This is a genomic window from Saccharopolyspora sp. ASAGF58 (genome assembly GCF_012277335.1).
In the GTDB taxonomy this organism is placed as follows: domain Bacteria; phylum Actinomycetota; class Actinomycetes; order Mycobacteriales; family Pseudonocardiaceae; genus Saccharopolyspora; species Saccharopolyspora hattusasensis.
Map to the genome: position 1 here is coordinate 6,340,030 of NZ_CP040605.1, position 26,623 is coordinate 6,366,652.

General features: G+C 67.1%; 30 protein-coding genes and 3 pseudogenes. 8 read left to right on the top strand and 25 right to left on the bottom strand.

Going from position 1 to position 26,623, the window contains the following annotated elements; all coding sequences use genetic code 11:
• Positions 1-30: 30 nt before the first annotated feature.
• The 13 genes from FDZ84_RS29595 to FDZ84_RS29655 form a co-directional block, all read right to left on the bottom strand.
• Positions 31-828, bottom strand: a complete 798-nt coding sequence (locus tag FDZ84_RS29595; protein WP_168588544.1) for an enoyl-CoA hydratase-related protein — start codon at positions 826-828, stop codon at positions 31-33.
• Positions 828-2,348, bottom strand: coding sequence for a class I adenylate-forming enzyme family protein (locus FDZ84_RS29600; RefSeq protein ID WP_168588545.1), 1,521 nt, complete (start codon positions 2,346-2,348; stop codon positions 828-830). The genes FDZ84_RS29595 and FDZ84_RS29600 overlap by 1 nt, the downstream gene beginning before the upstream one ends.
• A 43-nt stretch (positions 2,349-2,391) precedes the next feature.
• Complete coding sequence (locus FDZ84_RS29605; protein ID WP_168588546.1) at positions 2,392-2,838, bottom strand: hypothetical protein; 447 nt, start codon at positions 2,836-2,838, stop codon at positions 2,392-2,394.
• Positions 2,831-3,817, bottom strand: coding sequence for a phosphotransferase family protein (locus tag FDZ84_RS29610; RefSeq protein ID WP_168588547.1), 987 nt, complete (start codon positions 3,815-3,817; stop codon positions 2,831-2,833). The genes FDZ84_RS29605 and FDZ84_RS29610 overlap by 8 nt, the downstream gene beginning before the upstream one ends.
• Positions 3,814-4,779 carry a hypothetical protein gene (locus tag FDZ84_RS29615; protein ID WP_168588548.1) on the bottom strand — a complete coding sequence of 322 codons (966 nt, stop codon included), beginning with the start codon at positions 4,777-4,779 and terminating at the stop codon, positions 3,814-3,816. The genes FDZ84_RS29610 and FDZ84_RS29615 overlap by 4 nt, the downstream gene beginning before the upstream one ends.
• Positions 4,776-5,243: a Zn-ribbon domain-containing OB-fold protein gene (locus FDZ84_RS29620; RefSeq protein ID WP_168588549.1), complete on the bottom strand. Its 468-nt coding sequence runs from the start codon at positions 5,241-5,243 to the stop codon at positions 4,776-4,778. The genes FDZ84_RS29615 and FDZ84_RS29620 overlap by 4 nt, the downstream gene beginning before the upstream one ends.
• A complete protein-coding gene (locus FDZ84_RS29625) occupies positions 5,244-6,410 on the bottom strand; it encodes a hypothetical protein (protein WP_168588550.1) in 1,167 nt (388 codons plus the stop codon).
• Positions 6,411-6,456: 46 nt separating this feature from the next.
• Complete coding sequence (locus tag FDZ84_RS29630; protein WP_246868521.1) at positions 6,457-6,672, bottom strand: biotin/lipoyl-binding carrier protein; 216 nt, start codon at positions 6,670-6,672, stop codon at positions 6,457-6,459.
• 27 nt (positions 6,673-6,699) lie between these two features.
• On the bottom strand, positions 6,700-8,058 hold the full coding sequence (locus FDZ84_RS29635) for an acetyl/propionyl/methylcrotonyl-CoA carboxylase subunit alpha (RefSeq protein ID WP_168588551.1): 1,359 nt from the start codon (positions 8,056-8,058) through the stop codon (positions 6,700-6,702).
• Positions 8,055-9,608, bottom strand: coding sequence for an acyl-CoA carboxylase subunit beta (locus FDZ84_RS29640; RefSeq protein ID WP_168588552.1), 1,554 nt, complete (start codon positions 9,606-9,608; stop codon positions 8,055-8,057). Before FDZ84_RS29640 ends, FDZ84_RS29635 begins: the two co-directional genes overlap by 4 nt.
• Positions 9,605-10,063 (bottom strand): MaoC family dehydratase, encoded by a 459-nt coding sequence (locus FDZ84_RS29645; protein WP_168588553.1) that lies wholly within the window; start codon positions 10,061-10,063, stop codon positions 9,605-9,607. The genes FDZ84_RS29640 and FDZ84_RS29645 overlap by 4 nt, the downstream gene beginning before the upstream one ends.
• The gene (locus FDZ84_RS29650; RefSeq protein ID WP_168588554.1) at positions 10,056-10,532 is read right to left on the bottom strand and encodes a hypothetical protein; all 477 of its coding nucleotides are present in this window, start codon (positions 10,530-10,532) and stop codon (positions 10,056-10,058) included. Before FDZ84_RS29650 ends, FDZ84_RS29645 begins: the two co-directional genes overlap by 8 nt.
• A gap of 252 nt (positions 10,533-10,784) precedes the next feature.
• Complete coding sequence (locus FDZ84_RS29655) at positions 10,785-11,411, bottom strand: TetR/AcrR family transcriptional regulator (RefSeq protein ID WP_168588555.1); 627 nt, start codon at positions 11,409-11,411, stop codon at positions 10,785-10,787.
• Positions 11,412-11,636: 225 nt separating this feature from the next.
• Here FDZ84_RS29655 and FDZ84_RS29660 point away from each other — a divergent pair, with 225 nt between their 5' ends.
• Both FDZ84_RS29660 and FDZ84_RS29665 read left to right on the top strand, forming a co-directional pair.
• Positions 11,637-11,843 (top strand): ferredoxin, encoded by a 207-nt coding sequence (locus FDZ84_RS29660; RefSeq protein ID WP_168588556.1) that lies wholly within the window; start codon positions 11,637-11,639, stop codon positions 11,841-11,843.
• A 264-nt stretch (positions 11,844-12,107) separates the two neighbouring features.
• Positions 12,108-13,310, top strand: a complete 1,203-nt coding sequence (locus FDZ84_RS29665; protein ID WP_168588557.1) for an NAD(P)/FAD-dependent oxidoreductase — start codon at positions 12,108-12,110, stop codon at positions 13,308-13,310.
• Positions 13,311-13,615: 305 nt separating this feature from the next.
• Here the strand turns inward: FDZ84_RS29665 and FDZ84_RS29670 are convergent.
• A pseudogene (locus FDZ84_RS29670) lies at positions 13,616-13,762 on the bottom strand (RNA polymerase sigma factor); the annotation flags it as partial.
• A gap of 178 nt (positions 13,763-13,940) precedes the next feature.
• On the opposite strand from FDZ84_RS29670, the gene FDZ84_RS41135 reads away from it, so the two are divergent.
• Positions 13,941-14,189: an IS3 family transposase gene (locus tag FDZ84_RS41135; RefSeq protein WP_371812702.1), complete on the top strand. Its 249-nt coding sequence runs from the start codon at positions 13,941-13,943 to the stop codon at positions 14,187-14,189.
• A 179-nt stretch (positions 14,190-14,368) separates the two neighbouring features.
• Here FDZ84_RS41135 and FDZ84_RS29675 read toward each other — a convergent pair whose 3' ends face one another.
• From FDZ84_RS29675 to FDZ84_RS29695, 5 genes are read right to left on the bottom strand one after another with little or no spacing between them, the layout of a single operon-like run.
• Positions 14,369-15,529 carry an acyl-CoA dehydrogenase family protein gene (locus tag FDZ84_RS29675; RefSeq protein WP_168588558.1) on the bottom strand — a complete coding sequence of 387 codons (1,161 nt, stop codon included), beginning with the start codon at positions 15,527-15,529 and terminating at the stop codon, positions 14,369-14,371.
• A gap of 58 nt (positions 15,530-15,587) precedes the next feature.
• Positions 15,588-16,325, bottom strand: coding sequence for an SDR family NAD(P)-dependent oxidoreductase (locus tag FDZ84_RS29680; RefSeq protein ID WP_168588559.1), 738 nt, complete (start codon positions 16,323-16,325; stop codon positions 15,588-15,590).
• Complete coding sequence (locus tag FDZ84_RS29685) at positions 16,322-17,335, bottom strand: phosphotransferase family protein (RefSeq protein ID WP_168588560.1); 1,014 nt, start codon at positions 17,333-17,335, stop codon at positions 16,322-16,324. Before FDZ84_RS29685 ends, FDZ84_RS29680 begins: the two co-directional genes overlap by 4 nt.
• Complete coding sequence (locus FDZ84_RS29690) at positions 17,332-18,531, bottom strand: acyl-CoA dehydrogenase family protein (RefSeq protein WP_168588561.1); 1,200 nt, start codon at positions 18,529-18,531, stop codon at positions 17,332-17,334. The genes FDZ84_RS29685 and FDZ84_RS29690 overlap by 4 nt, the downstream gene beginning before the upstream one ends.
• A gap of 49 nt (positions 18,532-18,580) precedes the next feature.
• Positions 18,581-19,777 (bottom strand): thiolase family protein, encoded by a 1,197-nt coding sequence (locus FDZ84_RS29695; RefSeq protein WP_168588562.1) that lies wholly within the window; start codon positions 19,775-19,777, stop codon positions 18,581-18,583.
• 220 nt (positions 19,778-19,997) lie between these two features.
• Between FDZ84_RS29695 and FDZ84_RS41140 the strand changes: the two are divergent.
• The 4 genes and pseudogenes from FDZ84_RS41140 to FDZ84_RS29710 all read left to right on the top strand — a co-directional run.
• Positions 19,998-20,618 (top strand): annotated as a pseudogene (locus FDZ84_RS41140) (NAD(P)H-dependent flavin oxidoreductase); the annotation flags it as partial.
• 124 nt (positions 20,619-20,742) lie between these two features.
• Positions 20,743-20,922 carry a hypothetical protein gene (locus FDZ84_RS41145; RefSeq protein ID WP_371812949.1) on the top strand — a complete coding sequence of 60 codons (180 nt, stop codon included), beginning with the start codon at positions 20,743-20,745 and terminating at the stop codon, positions 20,920-20,922.
• A gap of 1 nt (position 20,923) precedes the next feature.
• Positions 20,924-21,685 (top strand): 3-hydroxyacyl-CoA dehydrogenase, encoded by a 762-nt coding sequence (locus tag FDZ84_RS29705; RefSeq protein WP_168588563.1) that lies wholly within the window; start codon positions 20,924-20,926, stop codon positions 21,683-21,685.
• A gap of 76 nt (positions 21,686-21,761) precedes the next feature.
• Positions 21,762-22,433 carry a TetR/AcrR family transcriptional regulator gene (locus FDZ84_RS29710; RefSeq protein ID WP_168588564.1) on the top strand — a complete coding sequence of 224 codons (672 nt, stop codon included), beginning with the start codon at positions 21,762-21,764 and terminating at the stop codon, positions 22,431-22,433.
• A gap of 320 nt (positions 22,434-22,753) precedes the next feature.
• Here the strand turns inward: FDZ84_RS29710 and FDZ84_RS39535 are convergent, their stop codons facing one another.
• The 5 genes and pseudogenes from FDZ84_RS39535 to FDZ84_RS39545 form a co-directional block, all read right to left on the bottom strand.
• A complete protein-coding gene (locus tag FDZ84_RS39535) occupies positions 22,754-22,957 on the bottom strand; it encodes a DUF397 domain-containing protein (protein WP_246868523.1) in 204 nt (67 codons plus the stop codon).
• Between the two features lie 72 nt (positions 22,958-23,029).
• Positions 23,030-23,104: pseudogene (locus FDZ84_RS40190) on the bottom strand (DUF397 domain-containing protein); the annotation flags it as partial.
• Between the two features lie 137 nt (positions 23,105-23,241).
• Positions 23,242-23,940, bottom strand: coding sequence for a DUF5753 domain-containing protein (locus FDZ84_RS29720; protein ID WP_246868524.1), 699 nt, complete (start codon positions 23,938-23,940; stop codon positions 23,242-23,244).
• A gap of 82 nt (positions 23,941-24,022) precedes the next feature.
• Complete coding sequence (locus tag FDZ84_RS38165; protein WP_246868525.1) at positions 24,023-24,385, bottom strand: transposase; 363 nt, start codon at positions 24,383-24,385, stop codon at positions 24,023-24,025.
• Between the two features lie 50 nt (positions 24,386-24,435).
• Complete coding sequence (locus FDZ84_RS39545) at positions 24,436-24,885, bottom strand: IS3 family transposase (RefSeq protein ID WP_246868526.1); 450 nt, start codon at positions 24,883-24,885, stop codon at positions 24,436-24,438.
• Between the two features lie 253 nt (positions 24,886-25,138).
• On the opposite strand from FDZ84_RS39545, the gene FDZ84_RS29730 reads away from it, so the two are divergent.
• Complete coding sequence (locus FDZ84_RS29730) at positions 25,139-25,420, top strand: transposase (RefSeq protein WP_168588565.1); 282 nt, start codon at positions 25,139-25,141, stop codon at positions 25,418-25,420.
• Positions 25,421-25,472: 52 nt separating this feature from the next.
• Here FDZ84_RS29730 and FDZ84_RS29735 read toward each other — a convergent pair whose 3' ends face one another.
• Positions 25,473-26,429, bottom strand: a complete 957-nt coding sequence (locus FDZ84_RS29735; protein ID WP_246868527.1) for a cyclase family protein — start codon at positions 26,427-26,429, stop codon at positions 25,473-25,475.
• Positions 26,430-26,623 lie beyond the last annotated feature (194 nt).

The window sequence follows — 26,623 nt, forward strand, 5'->3', positions numbered from 1 at the left end:
CCCTCGGGTGAGCGGCCGAAATGGTGCAGGTCAGGCACGTGGGGCCAGGGGCGCGAAGGACGGCGGTCTCCGCTCCACGAAGCTCCGGACCCCCTCCAGGACATCCGCGCTGTCGGCGATGAAGGATTCGGCTAGCTGGTCGGCCCGGTCGGAAGCGGCGCGCAGCGCGTCGCCCCCGAGTTCCTCCCAGATCTGCTCCTTGATCGTCGCCATGGCCGTCGGGGAGCAGTGCTCGGCGAGGTCCGCCGCGTACCGCACTGCGGCCTCGACGACGTCCTCGCCGCGCGCCACCAGGTTGACCAGACCCAGGCGCTCCGCCTCGGCCGCATCGACCAGCCGTGCCGACACGAGGAGGTCGATGGCAGCGGGTACCCCAATCATCCGGGGCAGGAGCCAGGCGAGGCCCGACTCGGCCGGCAGGCCCCGGCGGGCGTAGGCCGTGGTGAACCGCGCGTCCTCCGCCGCGATCCGGATGTCGCAGGTGAGAGCCTGGGCGAGGCCGATCCCGGCGCAGGCGCCGTTGACCGCGGCGATGACAGGCTTTCCGATCGTGGTCGTCAGCCATGCGGGCTGCCGTTGTGGCCCCTCGGTCTCGAACGTGCCGTCCTGCGCGAAGCTCTCCAGGTTCTCGACGTCGCCGCCGACACAGAACGAGTGTCCGCTCCCGGTCACGACGACGGCGCGGACCTCCGGATCCCGCTCGGCACTACGCAGAGCTTCGACGTAGTCGATGCTGAGCTGGTCGGTCCACGCGTTGCGGCGCTCCGGACGGTTCAACGTGATGACCTCGACCGCTCCCCGCCGGGTGCGCAGGACGAGCGGGGCCATCAGGACACCACCGTGGGGTTCGGGACCGACGCCTCGTCGAGTCCGGGCAGGGTCCGCAGCGCGGCGCGCGTGATCTTCCCGGTCGGGTTGCGCGGGATGGAGTCGACGAAGACGACGCGGCGGGGACGACGGTAGCCGGCCAGCCGGGTGCGGCTCCAGTCCAGGAGCTCGCTCTCGGACAGCTGGCTGTCCACCGTCGGCACGACGAAGGCAACGACGATCTCTCCCCAACGCTCGTCCGGCGCGCCGGCCACGGCCACCTCGGCCACGTGGGGGTGGGCGTCCAGGACGGTCTCGATCTCCGTGGGGTAGATGTTCTCGCCGCCGGTGACGATCATGTCGCCGACCCGTCCGGTGAGGTGCAGGTTCCCCTGCTCGTCGAGGTAGCCGATATCACCGGTCCGGACCGCCCCGTCGTGCCCGATCAAGCGCCGGGTCTGCTCCGGCAGCCGCCAGTACCCGACGGTGGACTGGGGGGACCGGACGACGATCTCGCCGCGCTCGAGCGGAGGTACCGGAGCGTCGGTGACCGGGTCCCTGATCTCCAGCGTCACGCCCGGGTAGGGGCGACCCACGGATTGCAGCGCCTCGGGTACGTGGTCGTCCGGGCCGAGGTAGGTGATCGACAGGCACTCGGTCGACGCGTATTGCTGCAGCAGCGAGACGCCCAGCACGCGTTGGCACCGGGCGACCGTCTTCTCGGTCACGGGCGCGGCACCGTAGATGATGAAGCGCACGCTGGAAACGTCTCGGGCACGCTCCTCCTGTGCGTCGATCACCATGTTGATCATGGTTGGCACGAGGTTCAGGTGCGTGATGCCGAAGTGGTCGATCGTGTCCAGCACCGTGCTCGCCGAGAAGCGGTTGACGATCACGAGCTGGCCGCCCGCGATGAGCGACAGCAGGGGGAACACGCAGCCGCCGATGTGGTAGTTGGGCAACGACAGCAGTTGCACCGACTCCTCGTCGTACCCGAGCATTTCGTTCGCTCGCACGAAGGCGCCCAGGTTGTCGTTCGTGAGCATCACGCCCTTCGGCGTGCCCGTGGTGCCCGAGGTGTAGGGCTGCACGAAGACGTCGGACGCCGTAGCGGTGTCGCCCGGGTCTTCGGCCTGCTGTGCATCCCGCCACGCGTCGAACGCCTCGCCGACGACGAGCACGGGACGGCGGAGCCGGGGTGCGAACCGGGGGTCGATGACGCAGAACGCCGCGCCCATGGCCTCGATCAGCGACTCGATCTCGTCGTCGTTGAGGTTCCAGTTCAGCGGGACAAGCGTCGCGCCGATCCGCGCTGTCGCGAAGTAGAGCTCGAAGAACTCGAGGCAGTTGTACCCCCAGAAGACCACCCGGTCCCCGCGCCCGACCCCTTCGCTCCGCAGCGCGGCGGCGACTTGGTTCGCGTGGATATCCAGCTCCGCCCAGGTGCTCACGCGCCGCGATTCCGACTCGGTGACCACCGGGGTGTCCGGTCGGCTGCGAGCGTTGTCCCGGAGAATTCTCGACAATGAGACGGGTGACATGCCGTCCACTCCTCAAAAGGGAACTCGGGCGTTCGCGCCCGGTTCAGCTGCTCATAGAGATGTAGTAGCGGGTGGAACGCATCAGCGTCATCTCGAGCGCGCTCGTCCTGGCGAGTTCCTGGCGACAGGCCGACAGCCAGGCCTGCGTCGAGGGCTCGCTGAGCGCCTCCGGATCGTCGCGCACCAGGCGCAAGGCGCGGGAGACCCGCGCCCGGGAGACCTCGTCTGGACCGCCGCCGCCCTGCTCCGGATCGAGCACGGTCCGGCGGGCGAGATCGGGTGGGAGGTCCCTGCAGAGCCGGCGGCGCAGGCCGTCCTCGCGCGAGGCCAGGTCTGCGGCAGCGCCAAGCCTCGGAGCCAGATTGTCCAGCAACCCGACTACGAGCTGGAGCGCCGTCCGGGCGCTGCGGTCCTCGACGGCAGGCAGCACCTGGTGCTCGAGCAAGCCCACCACCCGCTCGACGAGCCAGTCGTTCGCGGCGTCAATCATCGTCCTCGACCTCCTGGATGAGGCTCAACAGCTCGGCTTCGGTACGGTGGCGCCCGAATCGCCACGACAGGTCCCGCGGATCCACCGCAGTGGCGTCGGTCCGCAGGGCGAGATTGAGGAGGCGGAGTTCGGTGCAGCCGCGCACCCATGTCGCGACGAGCTGCCACAGCGCCAGGGACCGGCCGGTGATCTCGCGTCCAGACCGCTCGCGGTAGAGCGCCAGGAACTCGTCCCGGGTTAGCAGGCCCATGACTGGGTCGGTCCCACGCCGGGTGCCCATGCACATCCAACCCACGTCGAACAGGGGGTTGCCGAGTCGGGCGGTCTCCCAGTCCAGCACGCCGGTGATGCGGTCCGCCTCCCATACGACGTTGCCCAGCCGGAAGTCGCCGTGGACGAGCGCGACCTCGCCGGTCAACTCGGCGACGTGCTGCTGCATCCAGACCCTCGCGTAGTCGAGCGCGAGGGTGTCGACGCTGACAGCGTCCAGCGTCCGGTCGAACTCGGTGAGCAACGACTCGGGTCCCGGGCCATCAGGGCGGGGCAGAGCCGCGACGTCGTCCGGGGAGACGCTGTGGATGCGGGTCAGGGTGTCCACCATCTCCCCGGCCAGTCGCCTGCGCTCCGTGTCGGGTAGCCGGGAGGTCTCCCGGGGTGAGACGACGTCGCCCTCGATCCAGTCGAGCACCAGGAACGATGTGCCGCAAACGTCCGCGCCGGCTCGGGCCAGCGCACGGGGGACCGGCAGCCCCGCCACGGCGAGCTGTTTGATGAGCAACTCCTCGCCGACCGGGTCGTACTGCAGGAACGGACCGTCCGCCGGGTCCAGCCGGGCGAGGACCTTCCCGCCCGCGGCCCCCGCCCGCTCGAAGATCAGGCCGTCATGGGAGTTGCCAGGTGCCCGGCCGACGTAGCGCACCGCTGAGCCGAGCTCCTGCTGCAGGTAGGCCGCGACTGCGGCGACGGTCGGGTCGCTCACGGTGACACCTCGGCGGCGTCACCGTGTCGGAAGGCGCGCCAGAGGCTCGGCGACCAGATCTCCTGGTCTTCGCCGACGACCGTCCGGCCGTCGACCTTCCAGTCGACGATGCTCATCCACGACAGCATGTTGGTGTTAGCGGCGAGGGCAATGCCGTTGCGGACCCGGCCCAGTGCCTCGCGCCGCTCGCCGTCCTCACACGCGAAGTCGACGGCGAGCCGCAGCGGGCGCCCGGTCTGCGGATCCCGCTCAAGCACCCGGCGCTCCCCGGAGGTCAGACCGGCGGGGCCGGCGGCCGTCGCGTGGTGCCCGCCCACGAGGGGGAGGTCGTCGACCAGCATGTCGCGGTCGCGCGGGGCGGCGTAGAGCGCGAGGAACCCGGCGTCGGCGGAGGTCAAGGCGTAGGAGTACGCCGAGCGAAAGAGGGTGAAGTCACCTCGGCGGTACCACGAGCGGTCCCGCATCGCGAGGCAGTCGACCTCGCGGCGATCACCGTCGAGTTCGATCCAGCCGGTCATCCGGACCGGCTGGTCGAAGTGCTTGCCGCCGAAGTAGGACGGCGGTGAGACGGCATCGACGTCGATCTCGAAGCCGAACGTGCCGTTGTAGCCGCGGGTGTCCGTATAGGACAGCCGGTACCGCTCCAACGGCGTGACCACCGTGTGGCGCAGCCCGATGGGGAGCTCCATGTCCTGGATCGACGCCGGCATCGCGACGTGGACGTCCTTCCAGTACGCCGTGTCCCAGGGGACCGACCCGCCCGGACCCCAGCCGTATACGAACGCGTCCAGCACGCCGAGGTTGGGGCGGAACCGCAGGTAGATGTGGACGGCGACCTCGAGGTCTGTCGACCAGAACGAGTACCACGCGGTCTCGGTGAGCCACGGGCTGGTCTCCTCGCTCGGGATGTGGAGCTCGTCGGTGCGCTCGTTTTCCACCGCAGCGGTCGTCGTGGAAGTCATCGCCCCTCCTTGGCGTCGTCGTCCGCGATACTGGCGTGCACCGTCCGGCCGTCCGCGTCGTGCAGCCGCACCCGAGCCCCGACGGCGAGGCGCTCCTGCTGCGCGCCGAGCATCAAGGCGGGCAACCGGACGGCGGGCAGCGCGTCTGGCACGACGTAGACGGACGTGTAGGGCACCTTGTCGAGCAGCCGTCGGGGGATGGCCATGCTCGGAGTCGCCTCGGCCGTGTGCACGGTCACGAAGGTGCCCACGGTGCCGGTGACGCCGCAGGACACCCAGCTCAGCTCCGGCGACCCGCACTCGCGGCAGCCGAGCAGGGGCGGGAAGAACCCCGCCCCGCACCGGTCGCACCGCTGAGCGACCGGAGTTTTGTGGGCCTCGGCGATCTCGCGGAACTCGTCGGCGAGGCCTTGCACGCCGCGCGCCACGGAACACTGGGCGAGGGCGGAGGAGGTCGTGGTCATTCAGCTCTCCAATCGGCGGAGGATCGCGGCCGACGTCGGTCCGATCTGAGGTGCCGAGACCAAGGCGTACTCAGGTGAGGCGACTTGGTTGTTCGCCTCACCGCGCAGCTGGCGGGCAGCCTCGAGAACGTGGCGGAAACCGGCGCTGTACCCGCAGGTCAGATCCCCGCCGTGCGGGTTGACGGGCAGCTTGCCATCGGCCAGGAACGCCTGGTCCTCCACGAGCCCGGCCACCTCACCCCGCCCGCAGAGTCCGAACGTCTCGACCAGGTCGAGGTAGGTGAAGGTGGTGCAGTCGTAGAGCGTGGCGACGTCGATCTGCTCGGGACCGATCCCTGCCTCGGCGTAGAGCTTGTCGGCGGCCACGCTGCTCGGGCTGTCGGGGAAGGAGCTCGACGTCGGACGCAGGTCGAACCAGGTCTTGGGATCCGGTCCGTGGGACTGCGCGCTCGCGACGATCCCGATCTCCCGTGCCCTTGTGCCGCTCGTCCCCTCGGCGGTCACGAGCACTGCGCAGGACAGGTCCGCCGAGGCGTACTCGTCGTACTTGGTGAAGGGTCCGACGGTCCGGGCGGCCGGGTCGAAGTACGTGTTGCGGTCCAGTTGGTCGGTGAACAGCGACTCGGGGTTGCGTGCGGCGTTGCGGCGCATCAGGTTGGCCGAGCAGAACAGCGTCTCGCGCGAGATCGGGTAACGGGCCGCGTACTCTTGGTACAGAGCCGCGAACATGTGCAGGTAGCCGGTCCAGCCCGAGGAACGCAGGTAGTTGGCCCCGTCGAGGTAATACGGGCGGAGCGGGTCCGGTTGCGTCATCTGGGCCAGCCATTCCTTGCCCGTGAGGGTTCGGAAGCACAGGATCGCGCGGGCACGCCCGGCAAGAACGAGCGAGCGGGCGACGTCGATCAGCGCCACGGACGAGCCGCCGCCGGAGGGCACCTCCAGCACGGCGTTCATGTCTTTCGCGCCGAGTGTGGCGAGGAGTGCCATCCCGGAGAGTGAGCCGTCGTAGGTGTACTTGACGACCCCGTCGACCTCGTGCGGCTCGAGCCCCGCGTCCGCACACGCCGCGAGGGCGGCTTGGTACGTCATTTGGTCGGGCGAACGCCCCGACCCGTCAGCCGTGAGCGGGACCTCTCCTACTCCGGCGATGACGGCTTGCAGTGACATCGTCACCCCTTTCCTTCCGGTCGTGTCAGTGCGGCACGTAGGAGAGTCATGAGCCGTCGATCTCGGCGATCACGGCACCCTCGGCGACATCGGCGCCCTCGGCGACCCGGAACCGGACGGTTCCGGCGCTTGTCGCCTCGACCGGGATCTCCATCTTCATGGACTCGAGGACAGCGATCGTTTCCCCGTTCTCCACCCTGTCGCCCTCGGCGACGGTGAGTTTCCAGATCGTCGCGGTCATCTCCGCGTGGATCGTGGCCACGTGCATTCCTCCTGGTTCGGGACGGGTTCAGCCCGTCGTCATCCGCGACACCAGCGAGGTGTCGTACGCCCCGTCAATGAACTCGGCGCGGTCGAGCACCCGCTTCAAGAACTCGAGGTTGGTCCGGACCCCGGCGATTTTGAACCCACCCACCGCCGTCCGGGCGCGGGCCAGCGCCTGCGCGCGGTCCTCGCCGTGCACCACCAACTTGGCCAGCAGAGGGTCGTAGCGCCGCGACACGGTGTTGCCTTCGACGTAACCCGCGTCGACCCGGACTCCCGGGCCCGCCGGTTCGCGCCAGCGCGTGATGGTGCCGGGCGACGGCAGGAATCGCACCGGGTCCTCGGCGTACACGCGGCACTCGATCGCATGTCCGCGGGGCTCCGGCGCCGACGGCATGCCGACGGTTTCCCTGCCGAAGGCGGTCCGGATCTGGGCCTCCACCAGGTCGACGCCGGCGACGCACTCGGTGATCGGGTGCTCGACCTGGAGCCGGGTGTTCATCTCGAGGAAGAAGAACTCGTGGGTGTCGGTGTCCAGCACGAACTCGACGGTCCCCGCGTTGCGGTACCCGATCGCCTCGCCCGCCCGGACCGCCGCGGCGCAGAGGCGCTGTCGGAGTTCGCCGTTCACCAGCGGGGACGGCGCCTCCTCGACGACCTTCTGGTGCCGTCGCTGCACCGAGCAGTCGCGTTCGCCGAGCGCGACGACCGTGCCGTCGGCCTGCCCGAAGATCTGCACCTCGATGTGGCGGGCGCGCTCGACGTACCGCTCCACGAGCATTGCCGGATCCGCGAAAAGGTGCCGGGCGCGGTCCTGGGCCTTCTCGAAGCGAACGGCCAGCTCCGCGTCGTTCCGCACGATCGCCATGCCCATGCCGCCGCCCCCGGCGGAGGCCTTGACCATCACGGGATAACCCGTTGTCGCCACGACCTCCCGCGCCGCGGCCAGGTCGGAGACTGGGCCATCGGAACCCGGGAGCAGCGGCATGTCCGCCTTGCTCATCAGCGCCTTGGCGTTGATCTTGTCGCCCATCGCCTCAATCGCCCCGGGGTCGGGCCCGATCCACCGCAGGCCGGCATCGGTCACCGCCCGTGCGAAGGAGGCGCGCTCGGAGAGGAAGCCGTACCCGGGGTGGACGGCACCCGCGCCGCTGTCCCGGGCCGCCCGGAGGAGGAGGGCGACGTCCAGGTAGGGCGACGGCAATGCCGAGCCCACGAGCTCGATGGCCTCATCGGCCTCCTGGACGAACGGCAGGTCGCGGTCGTCCGGGTCATACACCGCGATGCTGCGCAGGCCGAGCTCGCGCACGGTCCTCAGGATCCGACGTGCGATCTCACCGCGGTTCGCCACCAGCACGGAGGCGGGGAAGGGCCACTCCGTCATCGGCGGCGCTCCTTCGGCACGAAGCTCTCGCCGACGAAAATGCCGTCGACGATGGCCTGGCGGGTGCGAGCCGGGTCGATGACCGAGTGGATCGCCGCGCGCCCCGCGGGGCGCCACACCGCGCTGCCGTCGTTCATCTCCGACGCGACTTCGGCCGCGAGAGCGCGGTACGCCTCGTCTCCGCCGTGGGCCCGCGCCTCCTCCAGCCGCCGCTTGTTCACCACGATCGCCCCGGTGGCGGGCGCCATGAAGTTAACCTGGGCGTCCGGCCAGGCGACGACGTAATCGGCTCCGGAGGGGTACCCGCCGAAGAGGACCCAACCGAATCCGTAGGCCTTGCGGAGGACGACCGTCACGCGGGGGACGGTCGCGTTGGTCACGACGTCGAGCAGCTCGATCGCGTGCCGCAAGATGCCCTCGCGCTCCGAGTCAGGCCCGACCATCACGCCGGGGAGATCCTCGAAGAACACGATCGGCAGGTCGAACGACTCCGCCAGCCGGGCCATGTCTCGTGCCTTGTGCAATGCGCGGGCGTCGGCGACACCGGCCCGGTACTTGGGCTGGTTCCCGATCACCGCGACCGACCTGCCCTCGATGCGCGCCAGCCCCGTCACGACGGCCCGCCCGTAGTCCCGACGGGTCTCGAAGAAGGTGTCCGCGTCGACGACGCCCTCGATGACGGCGCGGACGTCGTACGCGCGCTTGAAGTCCTCGGGGACGAGGTCGACGAGCCGGGCCGGGTCGAGCTCCGGCTCCCGCCAGTCGGCCACCCGCGGAGCCGGGAGCGTGTCGTTCGCGGGGAGGTATCCGAGGTAAGTCCGCAGCGCGGCGATGCACGCTGCGTCGTCGGGGAGCACTGTGTGCGCGATGCCGGACTCCTTGGCCGCCACCGCGGGTCCGCCGAGCTCCTGGTCCGTGATCTTCATGCCCATCGAACCCGCGACGACCGGGGGGCCGCTGAGCCCGATGGAGGCGTTCTCGGTCATCGACACGAAGTCGGACGCACCCGCATAGAAGGCCGGGTCGCCGTACGCGGTGCCCATGATCGCGGTGACGCGGGGGATCCGGACACGGCGGTGCCGCAGGCCGAAGATCGACTCGCCCTCGTACATCCCGTTCACCTCGGCGAACGTGGCGTCGAGCATGTCCGGGATGCGGCCCCCGCTCATGTCGCCCAGCACGACCAGCGGCACGCCCTTGCTCTCGGCGAGGTAGTTCATGTGCCCCTGCTTGCGCAGGCCGATGCGCCCGTTGCTGCCGCCGAGCACGGTCGCGTCCATGGCGACCACGACGGCCTTCCGCCCGTCGATGGCACCGACCCCTGTGACGACGCCATCGGCCGCGGCATCCTCGCCGACCTCGGGACGGTCGGAGTGGGCGAACATGCCCATCTCGACGAACGTGCCCGCGTCGAAGAGCAGGTCGATCCGTTCCCGTGCGGTGAGGTGACCGCGCTCGTGGTGTCGGCGGACCTTCTCCTCGCCCCCCTGCTCCAGGATCCGGGCACGGCGCTGCTCGAGCTGCTTCATTGCCTGTTCGCGCGATGTCACCACGTGCTCCTCTCGCTTGCGGTCTCGATGGCGGCATGCGGCGGGGCCAGCCGCTCGGTCCCAGTCATCACGACAGTCCCGTCTTGGTTCAAGACCTCGACGCGGTGGGCGATCTCGTCGTCCGATACGGCGGTGACCGTCCGGCAGCAGCTCAGGGTGTCCCCGACGTGCACCGGGGCGACGAAGCGCACGTTCGCCCAGCCGAGTGCCCGGTCCTGCCCATCGGGGCTGTACCAGGAGGCGAACTCGGGGAACATCAGCCCGACCGACAGGTTCATCGCGATGTAGCCATGCGCGATCGGCCGACCGAAGGGGGTGTCCTTCATGTACTCGGCGTCCACGTGCAGGCGGGTGAAGTCGTGGACCAGACCTGCCCAGGCCAGCAGATCGGCGTCGGTGACGGTCCGACCGTGCGTCGTCACCGTCTCGCTAACGCTCGGGAGGGGATCAGCCATCGGTCGGCCTCTTTTGCACAAGGATGCGCTGCACCGACGAGGTGAGTACCTCTCCGTCCAGGGCTGTGGTCTGCTGTCGGTAGACCACCATCCCGGTCGTGTTGCGCGGGACCAGCTCGGTGACGACAGCACTGCTCCGCACCGCGTCGCCCCCCGATGCCGTCCGGCCGTAGGTAATCTCGTCGAAACCGCTGAAGGCGACGAAGCCAGTCGGGATGTAGCCGCCGCCCGCGTGCAGGAGCAGACCGACGCCAAGACAGAACAGGTAGAGCCGGGGAATTGGGAGAGGGCCTGGCTCGGTCTGGCCGAGCACCGACCGCACGTCGTTCGAGAACCGAACGTAGGCCCGGACGTCGTCGTCGGTCACGACACGGCTGGGGCTCGAGAACTGCATGCCCGCCGAATAGTCTTCGAACCATTCCGGCGGTGCAGACGCCCCCGCCATCCGGTAAGCGAGGAGTTCTGTCATCGTGTCATGTCTTTCGACTCCACTATCTCGGATAGTCGCGGCGGCGGATTCGGCCGAGGCCGTGCAATAGTGCCGCACTTGATCTGAGCGACTTAGCGTTCGATAGCTTCGGAAGTTAGGGCGACGCGAGACAGGGGTCAATCGACGCTAGCGGCAGTTTGGTGTGATCCCCAAAGTCAGGTGTCTCGGCGCACCTGCAGGTGCGCCGAGACACCTGAGTGAACCAACGGGAGGAGCGTCGAGCGGAGCCGTTCAGACGGGCTGGTGGCCGACGAGTCGCAGGGCGTAGGTGACGTACTGCCTGCACAGATCCTCGGGGCCCAGGTGGCCGCCCGGCCGGTACCAGTTGGCGATACCGCGAAGCATCATGATCAGCGCACGGGCATCGGAGTGCGGGTCACCGGGAGAGAACACCGAGCGCTCCATCCCGATCGTGATGACCCGGGTGATCATCGCCTGCATCTGGTCGCGCTTGAAGACGTAGGCCTCGCGGTTCGCGGGCTCGAGGCTCCGGATCTCTGCGTCGAGGAACGCCATCTCTCGGCGATGGGCCACGTAGAGCACGATGCACCGGACGAGGACGGTCAACTGCTCGGCGGGGTCATCCCGCGTCTCGAGCTGGGCGAGCCGACATCGCTCGAGCAGGTCGTCCATGGAGCGGTGCAGCAGCGCGACAAGCAAAGCCTGCTTGTTCTCGTAATAGTAGTAGATGGCAGGTACCGTCTGGCCCATCCGGCTCGCGATGTCCCGGACCGTCGTGCCGTTGTAACCGTTCGCGACGAACGCGTCCCGGGCGTGCCGCAGGACTGGCAATAGTTCCGATTCCGGATACTCGTCCCAACGTACATCGCCGCGCGGCCCGCCCTGCACCTGGGACATGCCCGGAACCCCTCTCAATGGTGGCATCTCCATTACCTAGCGTTCGCTCAGCTTAGCAGCTAGTCCGCATCTGAGACCCGAACATCCACATGTTCGCGCATCAACCCGGAATTTGGGCATCGCCACAAACGCTGGGAGAACGCTTGGGCCCCTTCGCTCCCGGAGCGCCTAACGTCGGGCACCACCGTTTCGTCCAACAAATGTCAACCTCGCGGAGGCACGAGCATGACCACCCGGATCACCGTCGATTCCGGCAAATGCGTTGGAGCTGGGCTGTGCACGGTCGCTCCCGGCTACTTCGACCTTGGGAGCGAGGGGAGGGTAATCCTCCTACGGGAGGGCGACGTTCCGGAGGAGGATCTAGGTGCGGTCACCGACGCGGCCACGATGTGCCCGGCGGAAGCCATCCGCATCTCGTCCGAGCGGTCGTGACCCGCTTGACCACTGCTACGGACTGGGGCCCGGCCCCTGTCTCTGAAACAGCCGTCGGGGCGTGCGAGTTCCTCGGACGGATCTCCAGCGTGCTCTAACACGGGGAGGTCCCGAGCGCGGTACTCCGCAAGGGGGATTCCTTCGAGACGCCCGATTCGGAGTTCACCGGTGCAATGGTCTTCCTGGTACCGCGGGACCGCGGACGTTTCGAGTCGGGTTCACCCTTGCCGGCTGATCTGATCGAGAAAACAGAGGAGAGCGGACATGAGTCCGGAACACGTGCTGGTCGTCGGAGCGGGGCTCGGCGGAATCCGCACGGTGGAGCAGTTGCGGCGGGTCGGCTACGAGGGCTCGATCACCCTCGTTGGGGCTGAGGAGCGCCTGCCCTACGATCGTCCCCCGCTCTCCAAGCAGCTGCTCGCGGGCGATTGGGAACCGGCGCGGATCGCTTTGAAAGATGCGGCGGCGCTCGAGGAACTCGGAGCACGCACCTGCTTCGGGCTCCGAGCCGTGGCACTACGCCCGGGCGAGGTTGAGTTCGCGGACGGCTCAATCATGGCCGCGGACGCAATCGTACTTGCCACCGGTTTATCGGCGCGCAAGCTACCTGGACAGCCGGATTCGGTGCACACGCTCCGCACGCTCGACAACGCGCTGTCCCTCCGCGAGGACATGGCCACGGCCAAGACGCTCTTGGTGGTCGGCGCAGGCTTCATCGGGGCCGAGGTGGCCAGCACGGCCATGGCAAAGGGCATCGCCACCACGATCGTCGAGGCGGCCCCGGTGCCGCTCCTGCGCGGGTTGGGCGAGGAAGTCGGTGCGATCGCCGGGAGGTTGATGGCCGAGAGCGGTGTGGAACTGCGTCTTGGTGTTGCGATCACCGGGTTCGCCAACAGCGACGCCGGAGCAGCCGTCGATCTCTCGGACGGGAGCCGGGTCGAAGCGGATGTGGCGGTAGTCGGGATCGGCGGTCGGCCGGAGGTTGATTACCTCTCGGACACCGGGCTTGACTTGGTCGACGGCGTGCCGTGCGACGCCAATGGCCGGGTCGTGGGGCTGAACGGCGTGTGGGCCGTGGGCGACATGGCCGCCTGGACCGATCCCGCGCTGGGTGGGCATCGGCGGCATGAGCACTGGACATCAACTTCGGATCAGGCGCTGGTCGTGGCGCGGGCGATCACTGGTGCCGAGGTGCCCCCGCCCGCGGTGCCGTATTTCTGGTCGGATCAGTTCGGGCTGAAGATCCAACTCATCGGTCGGCCGGACATCGCTGATGAGATCGTCGCTCTGCGCGGTGAAGGTCTTGCCGGCGGGCTGATTAAAGGCACCGTGGTGGGCTACCTGTGGAAGGGGCTATTGGTCGCAGTGGCTGGCTTCGGCGCGGCGCGCCATGTCGCCCGTTGCCGCGCCTTGCTCATGCAGTCTACGGACCGAACAGCTGCGGTGGAGTTCGCGAGGTCTTTCTAGCCGAGATGCAGGGTCACTCGGTGGCACCTTGGCGCCGGCCTGCCGAACTGTTGCACGCTAGCGACGTGCTCGCCGGTCAGCCCTACGAACCAAACAGGCCAGTGCGAACGGCTTTCGGTGTCGCCTGCGAGCACGGGGCAACGTTGCGTGATATCTCGCGCCGGGTCGGGCTCACTGTGCCTTCGTTTTACTACCGCCACGAGAAAGCAAGGAAGGCGTGTCGGCCGGCCGTGGGCGTACACGCGACGTTGCCGGGCGTGTCCAGTTCCGCGGGGCGCTCACCTGGTTGTGGTGGATGCGGACTGTCACGCGATGGCAAGTTCCGGCGAGACGATCTTTGCCAGGGTTCGTACCGCGCGGAACTGCAGTGAGCGGACGCACTGCCGGCTCCGGCCCATCCGCTCAGCGGTCTCCTCAACAGAAAGCCCCTCGAAAAACCGGAGCACGATACACCCGCGTTCCGCAGATGTGGTGACGGTCTAGTCCGCGAATCAAGGGTGTGAGCTGGGGAAATGCTGGTTGGCCTGGTGGCGGGGCGTGTCACTAGGCTTGGGGGATGGCGCGGAACCCCGTCTCGCCTGCGGCCGCAAGAAGGAGCATCCGGCTCGACCCGCCTGCCGTGCTGATCGCGTGGCACCGCCTCGTCGGCCTGCCCGGTCTCGAAATAGGTGCTGGTGGTGTCTGGGACCAACAGCCCCGCGGAATCGTTCTGGTCCACGTTCAAACACGAGGAATACTACCCACGCCTACGCAACGAAGACGGAACTCGTTGCCGCAGTTGACAATTGGATAATCTTGTACAACACCACCCGGCGGCACTCCGCGATCGGGATGCTCAGTCCCAACAACTATGAGAAGTCACTCCGAGCGGCTGCCTGAAACCCCACAAGCCCCCTGTCAACATTTCGGGGGGGACTGGCAATCCCCTGGAACCGTAGAGGGTTGCGCTGTGGCCGCCAAGGTGGGACCGCGGCCACAGCACCACACGTATGCCGGACGCCGGACACACACATCGGCTGCAGGGTCCATCGGCCAGCGTTTGGCGAAGGTCTGGTGCGTTAGTTGTGTTCTGAGCGCGCGAGGTCACGGCCGATGATCTCTTTCATGATCTCGGTAGTTCCGCCATAAATGGTTTGGATGCGTGAGTCGACAAATGCCTTGGCGACGGGGTATTCCAGCACGTAGCCGTAGCCCCCGTGCAGCTGCAGGCAGCGGTCGATGACACGTTTCTGCAGTTCGGTGGCCCACCACTTTGCTTTGGCAGCGTCGGTTCCGGTCAGCTCGCCGTTGTTGAGGGCCACCACTGCGGCGTCGTGGTAGGCGCGGGTGACGTCGAGCTCGGTGGCGATTTCGGCGAGGACGAACCGGCTGTTCTGGAAGTCACCGATGGCCCGCCCGAACGCTTTGCGCTCGAAGCAGTACCGCTTCGTCTCCGTGAAGATCGCTTCTGCACTGGCCAGCGCAGAGGTCGCGATGGACATGCGTTCCAGTGGCAGCCTCTCCATGAGGTGGACGAAGCCGCGACCTTCTTCACCGAGGAGGTTGCCTGCGGGTACGCGGGCGAAGTCGAAGAAGAGCTCGGCGGTGTCTTGTGCGTGGAGGCCGACCTTGTCCAGCTTGCGGCCGCGGGTGAATCCGGGTGTGCCGGTCTCGACGACGATGAGGCTCAGTCCTTGAGCGCTGGCCTCGGTCTCGGTGCGGGCGACGACGATGACGAAGTCGGCGTTGATGCCGCTAGTGATGAAGGTCTTCTGCCCGTTGATCACCCATTCATCGCCGTCGCGCATGGCGGTGGTTCGCACGCCTTGCAGATCGCTGCCGGCGCCGGGTTCGGTCATGGCGATGGCGCCGATGAGCTCGCCGGTGGCCATGCCCGGCAGCCAGCGCCGTTTCTGGTCGTCAGTGCCGAGGTCGTTGATGTAGGGAATGACGATGTTGTCCTGAAGCGAAAAGCTGGAGATCAGGGATGCTGCCCCGACTTTTGCGAACTCCTCCATGACAACTGATTGGTAGCGGTAGTCCGGTTGGCCTCCGCCGTTGTACTCCTCGGGGACGCTCAGTCCGATGACCCCTTGCTTGCCGGCTGCGCGCCAGACAGCCCGGTCGATCAGGTGCTCGTCGTCCCAACGCTGCAGGTTCGGTTCGACCTCACGGGTGACGAACTCCTTGACCAGCTCGCGGTAGGCGTCGTGGTCTGCGGTGAACAGCAACCGTTCCACAGTGCACTCCTGCTTAGTCTTGAAGGCGGTTGTCGTGGGTTGTAGATGCCAGGGCGATTCAGGGACGCCAGATCGCGGTGCCTGGTCGGGTGATGACGATGTTCGGCACCGTGGCGTTGGCTGATAGCCGGGAGACAGCGAGGACCATCTCGGCGATGTCGCCGGTGCGGATCATGCTGGCTGAATCGACCTGGTCATGTGCGTAACTGGCCATGTCGGTATCGACGTATCCAGGGGAGATAGCGGTGGCGGTGACCCCGCGGGCGTGCTCGTCGAGAGTGATCGTTTCGCACAGGGAGATCAGTGCGGCCTTGCTCGCGCCGTAGGCTGACATCCCCGGTTCTGCGGCGACGCCGGTGATCGACGACAGCGCGACGATCTTCGCGCCGTTCTCCGGGCTGGCGGCGGAGGTCTTTCGAAGCAGCGGAAGCGTCGCCTGCACCAGCAAGAACACCGAGCGGAGGTTGACGTTGAGAGTGAGGTCGTAGTGCTTGAGCGGTACTTCGGCGATTGGCCCTGCGGTGCCGACACCTCCGCAGGGCACCAGCAGATCCAGGCGCTCGTAGCGGGCAGAGTGTTCGGCGGCGAGCCGCTGCACGGCCTCGGGCTCGGCGAGGTTGGCCACGACCGGGTGCACGTCGACTCCGTGCTGGGCACGAAGTTCCTCGGCTGCGGTGAGCAGTCCTGGTTCTGTGCGGGCGGAGACCGTGAGCCGGTATCCGGCGGCGGCAAGTCGGTGGGCGATGGCGTTTCCGATGCCGCGGGAGGCACCGGTGACGAGAGCGGTCTTGGTCAAAGCGCCTCCAGGCCGAAGGTGAGCAGGGCGGGTACGGCGGCGCCGACGGTGTCGAATCCGTTGCCTACGGTCTTCCCAGCGAGATATCGTTGATGGATGCCTTCAGCGATCACCGCGAGCTTGAAGCTCGCGAGCGCTCGGTAAAACCCGAGGTTGTCGACGGGGCGGCCGGAGCGGGTGGCATAGCGCTGGGCCAGCTCGTCCGGACGGGCGAACCCGGGGTTGGCGGCGATGGCGTGCCGCACGCCGAGCACTGGCTCGGTGACCGGGTCCCAGTAGACGAGCATCAGTCCGAGATCGGCCAGCGGATCGCCGAGGGTGGCCATCTCCCAGTCGACGACGGCCCGCACCACGCCGGGGTCGGTGTGATCGAGCAGGGTGTTGTCCAGCCGGAAGTCACCGTGCACGATCGATTCCCCCGCCTGCGTTGGCAGCGCACGAGCTAAGGCGTCGTGCAGCTGCTGCAGGTCCGGTAGCTCGCGGGTGGCGACCCGGTCCCACTGGCTGCGCCAGCGTCGGACCTGTCGTTCGAGGTAGCCGGACGGACGGCCGAAATCGTTTAGCCCGATTTCGTCATGGGGTACGGCATGCAGGGAGGCGAGCGTGTCCACCAGTGCGTGCGAGCAGCGCTGTGCGTGCGAAACCGGCAGCGGCTGCGTGTCATCGGCGCTGCGCATGGTCAGACCGTCGACGTAGGACACGACGGCGAACGGGACTCCGAGCACGTCGGGGTCTTCGCACAACGCCACCGGTTGTGCGACAGGGACGTCGGTCTCCGAGAGGGCGGCGATGACGCGGTACTCGCGGGCCATGTCGTGTGCGGTGGGGGTGAGCGGCCCGAGCGGTGGTCGCCGCAACACCCACTGATGGATGCCGTCGGTGAGGCGATAGGTGAGGTTGGACTTGCCGCCCGCGATGAGCGACGCCGACAACGGACCTTGCGTAGAGGGCACCTGAGCATCGAAGAACCGCTGCAGCGGGGCCAGGTCCAGGCCTTCGGGGGCGCTCATCGGCGTGCCTTGCGCAGGGCGCGCCGGGCGATGGCCCAGCGATGTGTTTCGGAGGGGCCGTCGTAGATCCGGAACGGTCGTACTTCCCGGTACAGCCGGGCCAGCGGCGCGTCGGCTGAGATGCCCAGCGCGCCGTGGACCTGCAGCGACCGGTCGACGACGCGGTTGACCGCTTCGGCGACGAAGGTCTTGGTGATCGAGGTGATCTGGGCGGCCGGCTCACCGGTGTCAAGGTCGGCGCAGGTCTTGTAGATCAGCGCACGCGACGCCTCGATATCGATCTCCGAGTCGGCGATCAACGCCTGCACCTGGCCCAGCGAACCCAGCTTCCCGCCGAAGGCCTGCCGGTTGTTCGCCCGTTCGATGGCGAGGTCGGCGGCACGGCGGGCGGCGCCGAGCCAGCGCATGCAGTGCGTCGTGCGTGCGGGCCCGAGCCGGATCTGGGCGTACTCGAAGCCTTTGTCGACCTCACCGAGAACCGCTTCTTCACCGACCTCGACGTTGTCGAAGACCAGCTCGGAATGCCCGCCGAACATGCTTTCGTCGAGCGTGTCGACGTCTCGAACTCGGGTCAGCCCCGCAGCGGCGGTGTCGACGAGGAACATCGTCGCACCGCCCCGATCGCCGGGTTCGCCGCTGGTGCGAGCCATCACGATGGCGAAGCTCGCGCCGTTGGCCCCGGTGATAAACCATTTCCGGCCGTTGAGCACCCAGCCGGCCGAGGTGCGAGTGGCGGTGGTGGCCAGCGCGGTCGGGTCGGAGCCGGCGCCGGGGGAGGGCTCGGTCATAGCGAAGCACGAGCGCACCTCCCCCGCCGCCAGCGGCTTGAGGTAGCGATCCCGCTGTTGGCCAGTGGCCACGGCCTCCAGGAGATGCACGTTGCCTTCGTCGGGCGCGGCGCAGTTGAGCGCGAGCGGTCCGAACAGCGAGTACCCGGCGGCCTCGAAAACCGGTGCCCGGTCCCGCATGTCCAGCCCGAGCCCGCCGAACTCGGTGCTCGCGTGCGGCGCGAATACCCCAGCCCGCCGGGCCGCCTCCTGCAAGTCGCGACGCGCGGGTTCGGACAGGATGTGCGCGTTGCCGCCGTGCTCGTCCTCGACCGGCAACACCACCTTCCGGACGAGGTCTTCGGTACGCCGTACCGCATCGACCACCTGCGGGTCGTGCTGGAACGAAATACCTGGCTGCGTGGTCATGCGACAGTGCCTTCCAGTTGGGGGACCAGTGACTGCTCCACGGTGTCGCTCACAACCGCTCGATCACGGTGGCGTTGGCCATGCCGCCGCCTTCGCACATGGTCTGCAGCCCGTACCGACCGCCGGTCGCTTCGAGGTGGTTGACCAGGGTCGTCAGCAGCCTCGTCCCGGATGCGCCGAGGGGATGCCCGAGCGCGATCGCTCCGCCGCGGGGGTTGAGCTTGTCGGGGTCGGTGTCCAGCTCGCGCTGCCACACCATGGGAACCGGGGCGAACGCTTCGTTGACTTCGTAGGCGTCGATCTGGTCGATGGTCAGGCCGGCGCGTTCGAGCACCATCCGCGTGGCCGGGATGACGCCGGTCAGCATCAGCAGCGGGTCGCTCCCGGTGACCGCGAAGCTGTGGAACCGGGCTCGCGGGCGCAGACCGAGCACGTTGGCCTTTTCCTCGCTCATGATGAGCACCGCGGACGCGCCGTCGGTCAGCGGGGACGAGTTGCCCGGCGTGATCTGCCAGCCGATCTCGGGGAACCGGGCGCCGATCCGGTCACTCCGGAATGATGGCTTGAGATTGCCCAAGCCCTCGGCTGTCGTCTCGGGACGAATCGTCTCGTCGGATGATGCGAGGGAGGAGCCGCCGTCGGTTCCGATGATCGGGACCGGAAGGATTTCGCGGTCGAATCCGCCATTGGCGGCGGTGGCTGCGGCGAGTGAGTGCGACCGCGCGGCGAATGCATCGAGTTCCGCGCGGTCGAGTTTCCAGCGGGCCGCGATCAGTTCGGCGGAAACACCCTGGTTGACCAGTCCTTCGGGATAGCGTGCGGCTACGGCTGGTCCAGCTGCGTCCTGCCCCATGGGTGCCGTGCCCATCGGTACCCGGCTCATTGATTCCACGCCGCAGGCGATGACGATGTCATGTGCCCCTGCCAGCACGCTTTGGGCGGCGAAGTGTGCCGCCTGCTGGCTAGATCCGCATTGGCGATCGATCGTGGTGGCGGGCACCGATTCGGGGAATCCCGCGCCCAGTACGGCGTGCCGCGTGATGTTCAACGCCTGCTCGCCGGCTTGGCCGACACACCCGCCGATGACGTCGTCGACCAGCGCAGCGTCGATGCCGGTACGGCTCAGCAGCGCCTGCAGCGTGTGTGAGAGCAGTTCGGCAGGGTGTACCCCGGACAGCTGCCCTTCGGTTTTGCCCTTGCCTGATGGGGTTCGGATCGCGTCGACGATGACTGCGGAGTCGACCATGAAGTCCTCCCTGGATTGGTTACCTAACGATCGCTAAACTAGCCGGACTCGTCAAGAGCATGTGGTTATCAGTGGTTTTGAAGGGTGACCAGCGTCACTTTGGTATTTAGCGATCGATAGCTATGTTGAGTCGGCCGAGACGGCCAGGGAGGGGCGAACGGTGTTGCGGACACGGTTCTGCGAGGTCGTCGGGGTCGAATACCCGATCGTTCAAGGTGGGATGCAATGGATCGGGCGCGCCGAGCTGGTGTCCGCGGTGGCAAACGCCGGTGGGCTGGGCTTTCTCACGGCATTGACGCAACCGTCCCCGGATGCGCTGGCTGCTGAGATCGCACACTACCGCGAGCTGACGGACAAGCCGTTCGGGGTGAACTTGACGATCCTGCCGTCGATCAAGCCTCATCCCTACGCTGAATACCGCGATGTCATCGTGGAGTCAGGCGTCCCGGTGGTGGAGACGGCGGGATCCAGCCCGGCGGAGCACCTGCCCGCGTTCCAGGGGGTGGTGTCAAGGTCCTGCACAAATGCACCAGCGTGCGTCACGCGGTCAAGTGCGCAGGAACTAGGTGTCGACGGAATTTCGATCGATGGTTTCGAGTGCGCCGGGCACCCGGGAGAAGACGACATCCCTGGGCTCTTGCTGATTCCAGCTGCTGCACAACATATTTCGATTCGAGTGATCGCTTCGGGCGGCTTCGGCGATGCGCGAGGACTCATGGCCGCGCTGGCGCTGGGCGCCGATGGCATCAACATGGGCACGCGGTTCGTCGCCACCCGGGAGGCCCCGGGGCACGAGGCCGTCAAACAACGTCTCGTGGAAGCCACCGAACGCGACACCGAACTGATCTTTCGTTCGCTGCGCAACACTGCTCGGGTTGCTCGTAACGACGTGTCGACGAAGGTGGTGTCCATCCTCCAGGACGGGGGAGTCTTCGAGGACGTCCGCGAGCTCGTCGCCGGAGTGCGTGGCAGGCAGGTGCTGGAAACCGGAGATCTGGCACGGGATCTGGATCGCCGGACTCGTGCAGGGCCTCATTCACGATGTACCCACCGTCGCCGAACTGATCGATCGAATCATCGCCGAAGCGGCCGGCCTGATCTCGGACCGCCTGGCAGGTGTCCTGAACCCGACGAAGGAGAACTGAAATGGATGTGCGCAACGTCGCCGCAATCGTCACCGGCGGCGCGTCCGGCCTGGGCCTGGCCACGGTCCGCGAGTTGCACGGTGCCGGGGCCAAGGTCGTCATCGTCGACCTCCCGTCATCGAGCGGTGAAGCCGTGGCAAAGGAACTCGGAGAGGGCGCGGTCTTCGCTGCCGCGGACGTGACCGATGAAGCCCAAATCGGCGCGGCCTTGGACAAGGCCGAGGCCCTGGGACCGCTGCGGATCGTGGTGAACTGCGCCGGCATCGGCAGCAGTGTCAAGACCGTCGGCAAGCGCGGTGTGTTTCCGCTGGACGAGTTCGCCAAGACCATCAACGTCAACCTGATCGGGACCTTCAACGTCATCCGGCTGGCAGCCGAACGCATTGGGCAGGCCGATCTCGTCGGTGAAGAGCGCGGGGTGGTCGTCAACACCGCGTCCGTCGCCGCCTTCGACGGCCAGGTCGGGCAGGCAGCCTATTCCGCATCCAAGGCCGGTATCGCGGGGATGACCCTACCGATTGCGCGTGATTTGGCGAATCTGCAGATCAGGGTGGTCACCATTGCCCCCGGGCTGTTCCACACGCCGTTGTTTGCGACGTTGTCGGAGGAGGCCATCGCTTCCCTCAGCGCGCAGGTCCCGCACCCGTCGCGGCTGGGTGACCCGATGGAGTACGCGGCGCTCGCGCGTCATATAGTGGAGAACCCAATGCTCAACGGCGACACCATCCGGCTGGACGGAGCAATTCGGATGGCTCCGCGTTGACCTGTACACCAGGCGATCGTCACGTCGGCTCGCAACCCTCGGCCGCACGGTCGAGGGCGAAGGACAGGGAAGGCCGATGACGCGATCTCGCGCCGAGACTGCGACGAACCACGCTGGCGATCGCAACTGGCGGAGTTTCGAGCCGCTCGGCCTCAGCCCTATCCTGACCGCCGCGCTCGAGGTCTTCCAGGAACACGGCTTCCACGGCGCTTCGGTGCGGGAGATCGCGCGCCGCGTGGGACAGACGGTTCCAGCCCTCTACTACCACCACGAGAACAAGGAAGCGATCCTGGTAGCTCTGCTCGAGGTGGGCACCGAGGACGTCGCGTGGCGGGTCCGGGCGGCTTCGGCGGAGGCTCCCGGTCGACCGGACTTGCAGTTCGTCTATGTCGTCCAGGCGATCGTTTTGCACGTGACGCGTCGCCTTCGGCTCGCGCAGGTCGACACGGAGCTCCGCTACCTCTCACCTCCCAAACGGCGCCGATACGCAACTCGCCGCAAGGCCGTGGAGAACGCCTTGGCCGACATCGTGGTGGACGGGCTCAAGCAAGACATGTTCGCAGCCGTCGACCCTGCCGAAACCGCAAGAGCACTGCTAGGCATGTGCCAGTCGATCTCCCGCTGGTACCTGCCGGATGGCCCGCTCACGCCGGAGCAGATCGCGGACCGCTACGTCGACATCGCCCTGATGACGGTCGGAATCTCCGAACGTCCGCGCGATGCCCCGCCACTACGCAAAGCCGCCTGACACCGCAGAACGCTGCAGTCGGGTGGGTATGCCCTCAAGATTGGGAGCATTACCCGCGCGGACATGGAATACGGAACTGCGGCCGTGTTGTGCCATGGTAGGACCAACGAGCATCGAGGTCTCAGCTCAGGTCTTGTGCGGGGCGAATAGTCGAGGATCTGTCGGCAGTTCAAAGCCACGCTGAGTGCGCGGCCAAAATCTGTAAGGTGGGACTTCCCCAACCGTGAACGGATCATGCCTCTTCGGAGTCTGACGGCTGGCGATACCACACTTACGGGAGCACCCGTTGGTCTCGCGATGCCGCGCCGGGTGTCGGCAGGTCATGCACCTGGCTGGGCTTTGGTCGGCAGGTCGAACTCTCCGTTGCGGACGCCGGCCACGAAGGCATCCCACTCGCTCGCGGTATACGACAGCGTGAACTCGCCAACAGGCATAACCCGGATGCTCGCGCCGCCGTCAGGATGGCGTGCGACCTTGATCGCGCGGTTGGATCCAGCCGGTGCTCGGCCGGCGACCTCGGCCAAAACTACCGGCCAATCGACTGCTGGCACCGAGATAATTGGCTCCAGGAGCAGGTCGTTGCTTGGATCACGGCGGTATTTGCTGTCTCGGATGGCGACGCGATCGCCGTCGAATTTGATCTCAGCACAAGATCCGGTCGAGCTGCTGAAGCTGCTCTTGAACGCCGGTGTCGTCCAGGTGGGTGACGCTCATGTTGGTCATGCTAGTCGTTGGGCGCATTCGCGGATGAGTACCAGCGATTCCTTCGCCTCCAGGGTGTGGGTCATCGCCTGAGCGTGGGTCATGCTCAGGTCCGGACCTGGTCGTCGTTGTCGATCAGGCTTTGGGCGGTCACGGTTTCCTGCCATGCCAGGGTGGGCAGTCGGGGATTGTCGAAGTCGACCAGGTGGAAGGTCGATGCGCCGAACACGCCGCCGGCCGTGGCGCTGAACGGAATCACGAGCACTTGAACTGTGTCGGGGTGTTCCTCGAGGAGCGAGGCCATGCTCAGGAGTTGGTTCCGTAGAACGTCTGGTCCGCCGATCTGCTGAAGCAGTGCCGCCTCGCTGACGACTGCGGTCAGCTGGAGCGGATCATCGTCGGTGAGCCGCCGCTGCCGCGTCATGCGTACGTCCACGCGCTGGTCGACTTCGACCCGGCGGATGTTGGTGTGGTCCGAGGCGATCAATGCCCTGGCATAGTCTTCCGTCTGCAGCAGTCCGGGGATCAGCAGGCTCTCGTATGTTCGGATGCTGTGCGCGCCGTGTTCGAGGCCGTAGAACCTGAGCAGTTCTTCTCCGAACAGCGCCGAGTACCGGGCCCACCAGCCGCGTTCCTTGGAGGTCGCGCGCAAGGCCAGCAGTTCCCGTTGTTCCTCGTCGTCGAAATCGAACGCATCGAGCACGGACCGCAGCTTGTCCTCGGCGAGGATCTTGCGCTCGTTCTCGACGGCGGACCAGTAGTTGCGTGAAAAGCCGAGCAGGTCCGTGATGGTCCTGACGTCCATCCTGTGCCGTGCCAAAACTCGCAACTCTGCCTGTGAGCTGGGGGTTTGTGGTTGGGTCAGGCGGCTCGTCGGTATTCGTTGATCACGCCGCCGAGGACGCTGTAGCGGTGGATCGGGGCGTTGAGCGGATGACGGTGTCGGGATCGTGGTTGGGTGGGCGGTGCTCGCGGCTCTGGTGCGGGCGGTGATCGTTGTAATGTCGGGCGAACTGGTCAAGCACCGTGATGGCGTGGCGTTCGTTGTAGATGAGCATCCGGTCGGTGCATTCCGATCGCACCGTCCGGACGAACCTCTCGGCATAGCAGTTTGCTCGGGGAGTTCGGGGTGGGGTCTTGACGATGTCGACGTTCTCGGAGGTGAACACCGCGTCGAATGAGGCCGCGTATTTGGTGTCGCGGTCGTGGACGAGAGACCGGAACCGGTTGATCCGTTCGCCGAGCCCCATCAGGAGGTTCCGTGCGGCCTGTGTGGTCCAGGCTGCGGTGGGATGCTCTGTCACGCCGAGGATGTGGACGCGTCGGGTGGGATTTCCATGACGAACAGGACGTAGAGCCTGCGTAGGTTGATGGTGTCCAGGTGGAAGAAGTCGGTGGCCAGCAGTCCTGCCGCTTGGGTGCGTAGGAAGGTGCGCCAATTGGTGTCTTCTCGTCGTGGTGCGGGGCCCAGGCGGGCAGCGGCAAGAATACGGCGGATGGTGCCAGCGCCGATGTGGTGCCCGAGTCGGGTGAGTTCTCCTTGGATGCGGCGGTGGCCCCAGCGGGGGTTTTCCCGGGCCAACTGGATGACCAGTTCACGAAGTTCTGCATCGATTGGTAGGCGTCCAGGTCGGTTAGCGTAGGTCCATTTCCGTGCGATCAGGCGGCGGTGCCATGCCAGCAGGGTGCCGGGCGTGACGATGCGGTGGTGGCGGAGGTCGCGGGGGAGCAGGCGCGCCAGTGCGGACATGACCGCACGGTCGGGCCATGAGGGGCGGGCTGTGCCGACCTGGCGGCGCAGGACTGAGACCTCGTGTCGGAGTACCAGGATTTCGACGTCCTTGGTGGCGGAGCGGCGGAGGAGTGAACCCAGCCAGCTGAACAGCCTGACTGTGATCAAGTAGGACGGTCGAAAACAGCACGGTCGGTGAGCATCGCACGACCTCAGGGAAGACGACCGCAGGGGAGGCAAAAACGGCAGGTCAGCGTGCCAGCTCTGAATAATGGCACGGCACAGGGCTCTGATCCAGCCGCTGCTGCCGGAGGTGAAGACCGGAGGCCGACCGGAGAAGCATCCCCACCGCGCGTTGGTGGACGCGATCCTCTATGTGGTGCGCACCGGATGCGCGTGGCGGCAACTGCCGGCCGACTTCCCGCCCTGGCAGACCGTGTACTGGTACGTCAACCGCTGGGAACAGTACAAGGTCACCGAGCAGATCCTCCCGGTGGTGCGTGCACAGCTGCGGATCGCCGAAGGCCGTAACCCGCAGCCCAGCGCAGGCTGATCGACTCCCAGACGGTGAAGGGTGCCGACACTGTCGGGCGCGAGTCCCGCGGTCAGAATGTGGCGATCGGGTTGACCGGGCTGCCGGACGTACCGGCGAAGCGGACCGGCGCGACTGCGAGGTGGAAGTCCCACTGGCCGAGCTCGGCAGCCGTCGTCGCGCACACCTCCAGGTCGCAGTTGTCGAGCAGCCACAGACCCATCGCAACGAGGCTCACGGCGTGAACCGGCATCAACACGTCTTCGTACCCCGACGGCTGAACGTCCTGGGGGGTGTCAGCGCCGATCAGCGCGACCTCCCGTTCATGCAGCCACGGCAGGCAGGACGCGTGCCAGCCGGCCTGCGTGAAACCGCTGGCCTCACCGGCCTCGTGCCGGACGCGGCCATAGCCGGTCCGCAGGAGTACCACATCGCCGGATCGCACCCGCACACCCTGGCGACGCTCGGCCTCCTCGAGATCGTCGGGAAACACACCCTGCCCCGATTCCAACCACGGCACATCGCGGACCCTCGCAATGTCCAGCAGGACACCACGCGTGATGATCCCGTTCGCCGCCGCCGTGACAGCCGCCCACGCCGATCCCGTTGCAGCGTCGACCAACGAGTGCGACCGCCCGTTGTACATCGTGCCGTCCCAGAAGATGTGGCACGGCGAGTCGACGTGGGTGAGGGTGTTGCCGTGGAACGTGATCCCGAGCCGCTCGGACGAAAAGCCCCAGCGCCGGTCGTTGCGGAATCCGGGCACCGGCATGTCCTCGGCACCCGGCATGTCGGCGGCGCACGGGCACGTCGTCGTCGACCGCTCCATGTCTTCCGGTACGGCAACCTCCCATGCGCACGACACGCTCCTGCCGTGGCGCACGGCCCGCGCCGCCGCCAATCGGACGTCGTCGGTGATGTGGTTCAGAGTGCCGAGCTCGTCGTCGTCGCCCCACCGTCCCCAGTTCGACAGCGTGCTGAAGTACCCGAGCACGTCGTCCTGTGTGGGCATCGGTCGCCCTGCCGTCATCCCAGCATCGGCTCCTCCGGTCACGCGGTTCGAGGCACCACGGCCCGCTGAACTGGCATGACACTAGATCAGCGGGCCAGCAGTCGGCCGGTCCGCAGGTAGGGCACGGCACACCTGTGGTGCTGTGGCACCGGTAGCCGTTGATATTGCGTGCGAGGTACTGCTGGTGCAGTTACAGGTGCGGAATTGAGCAA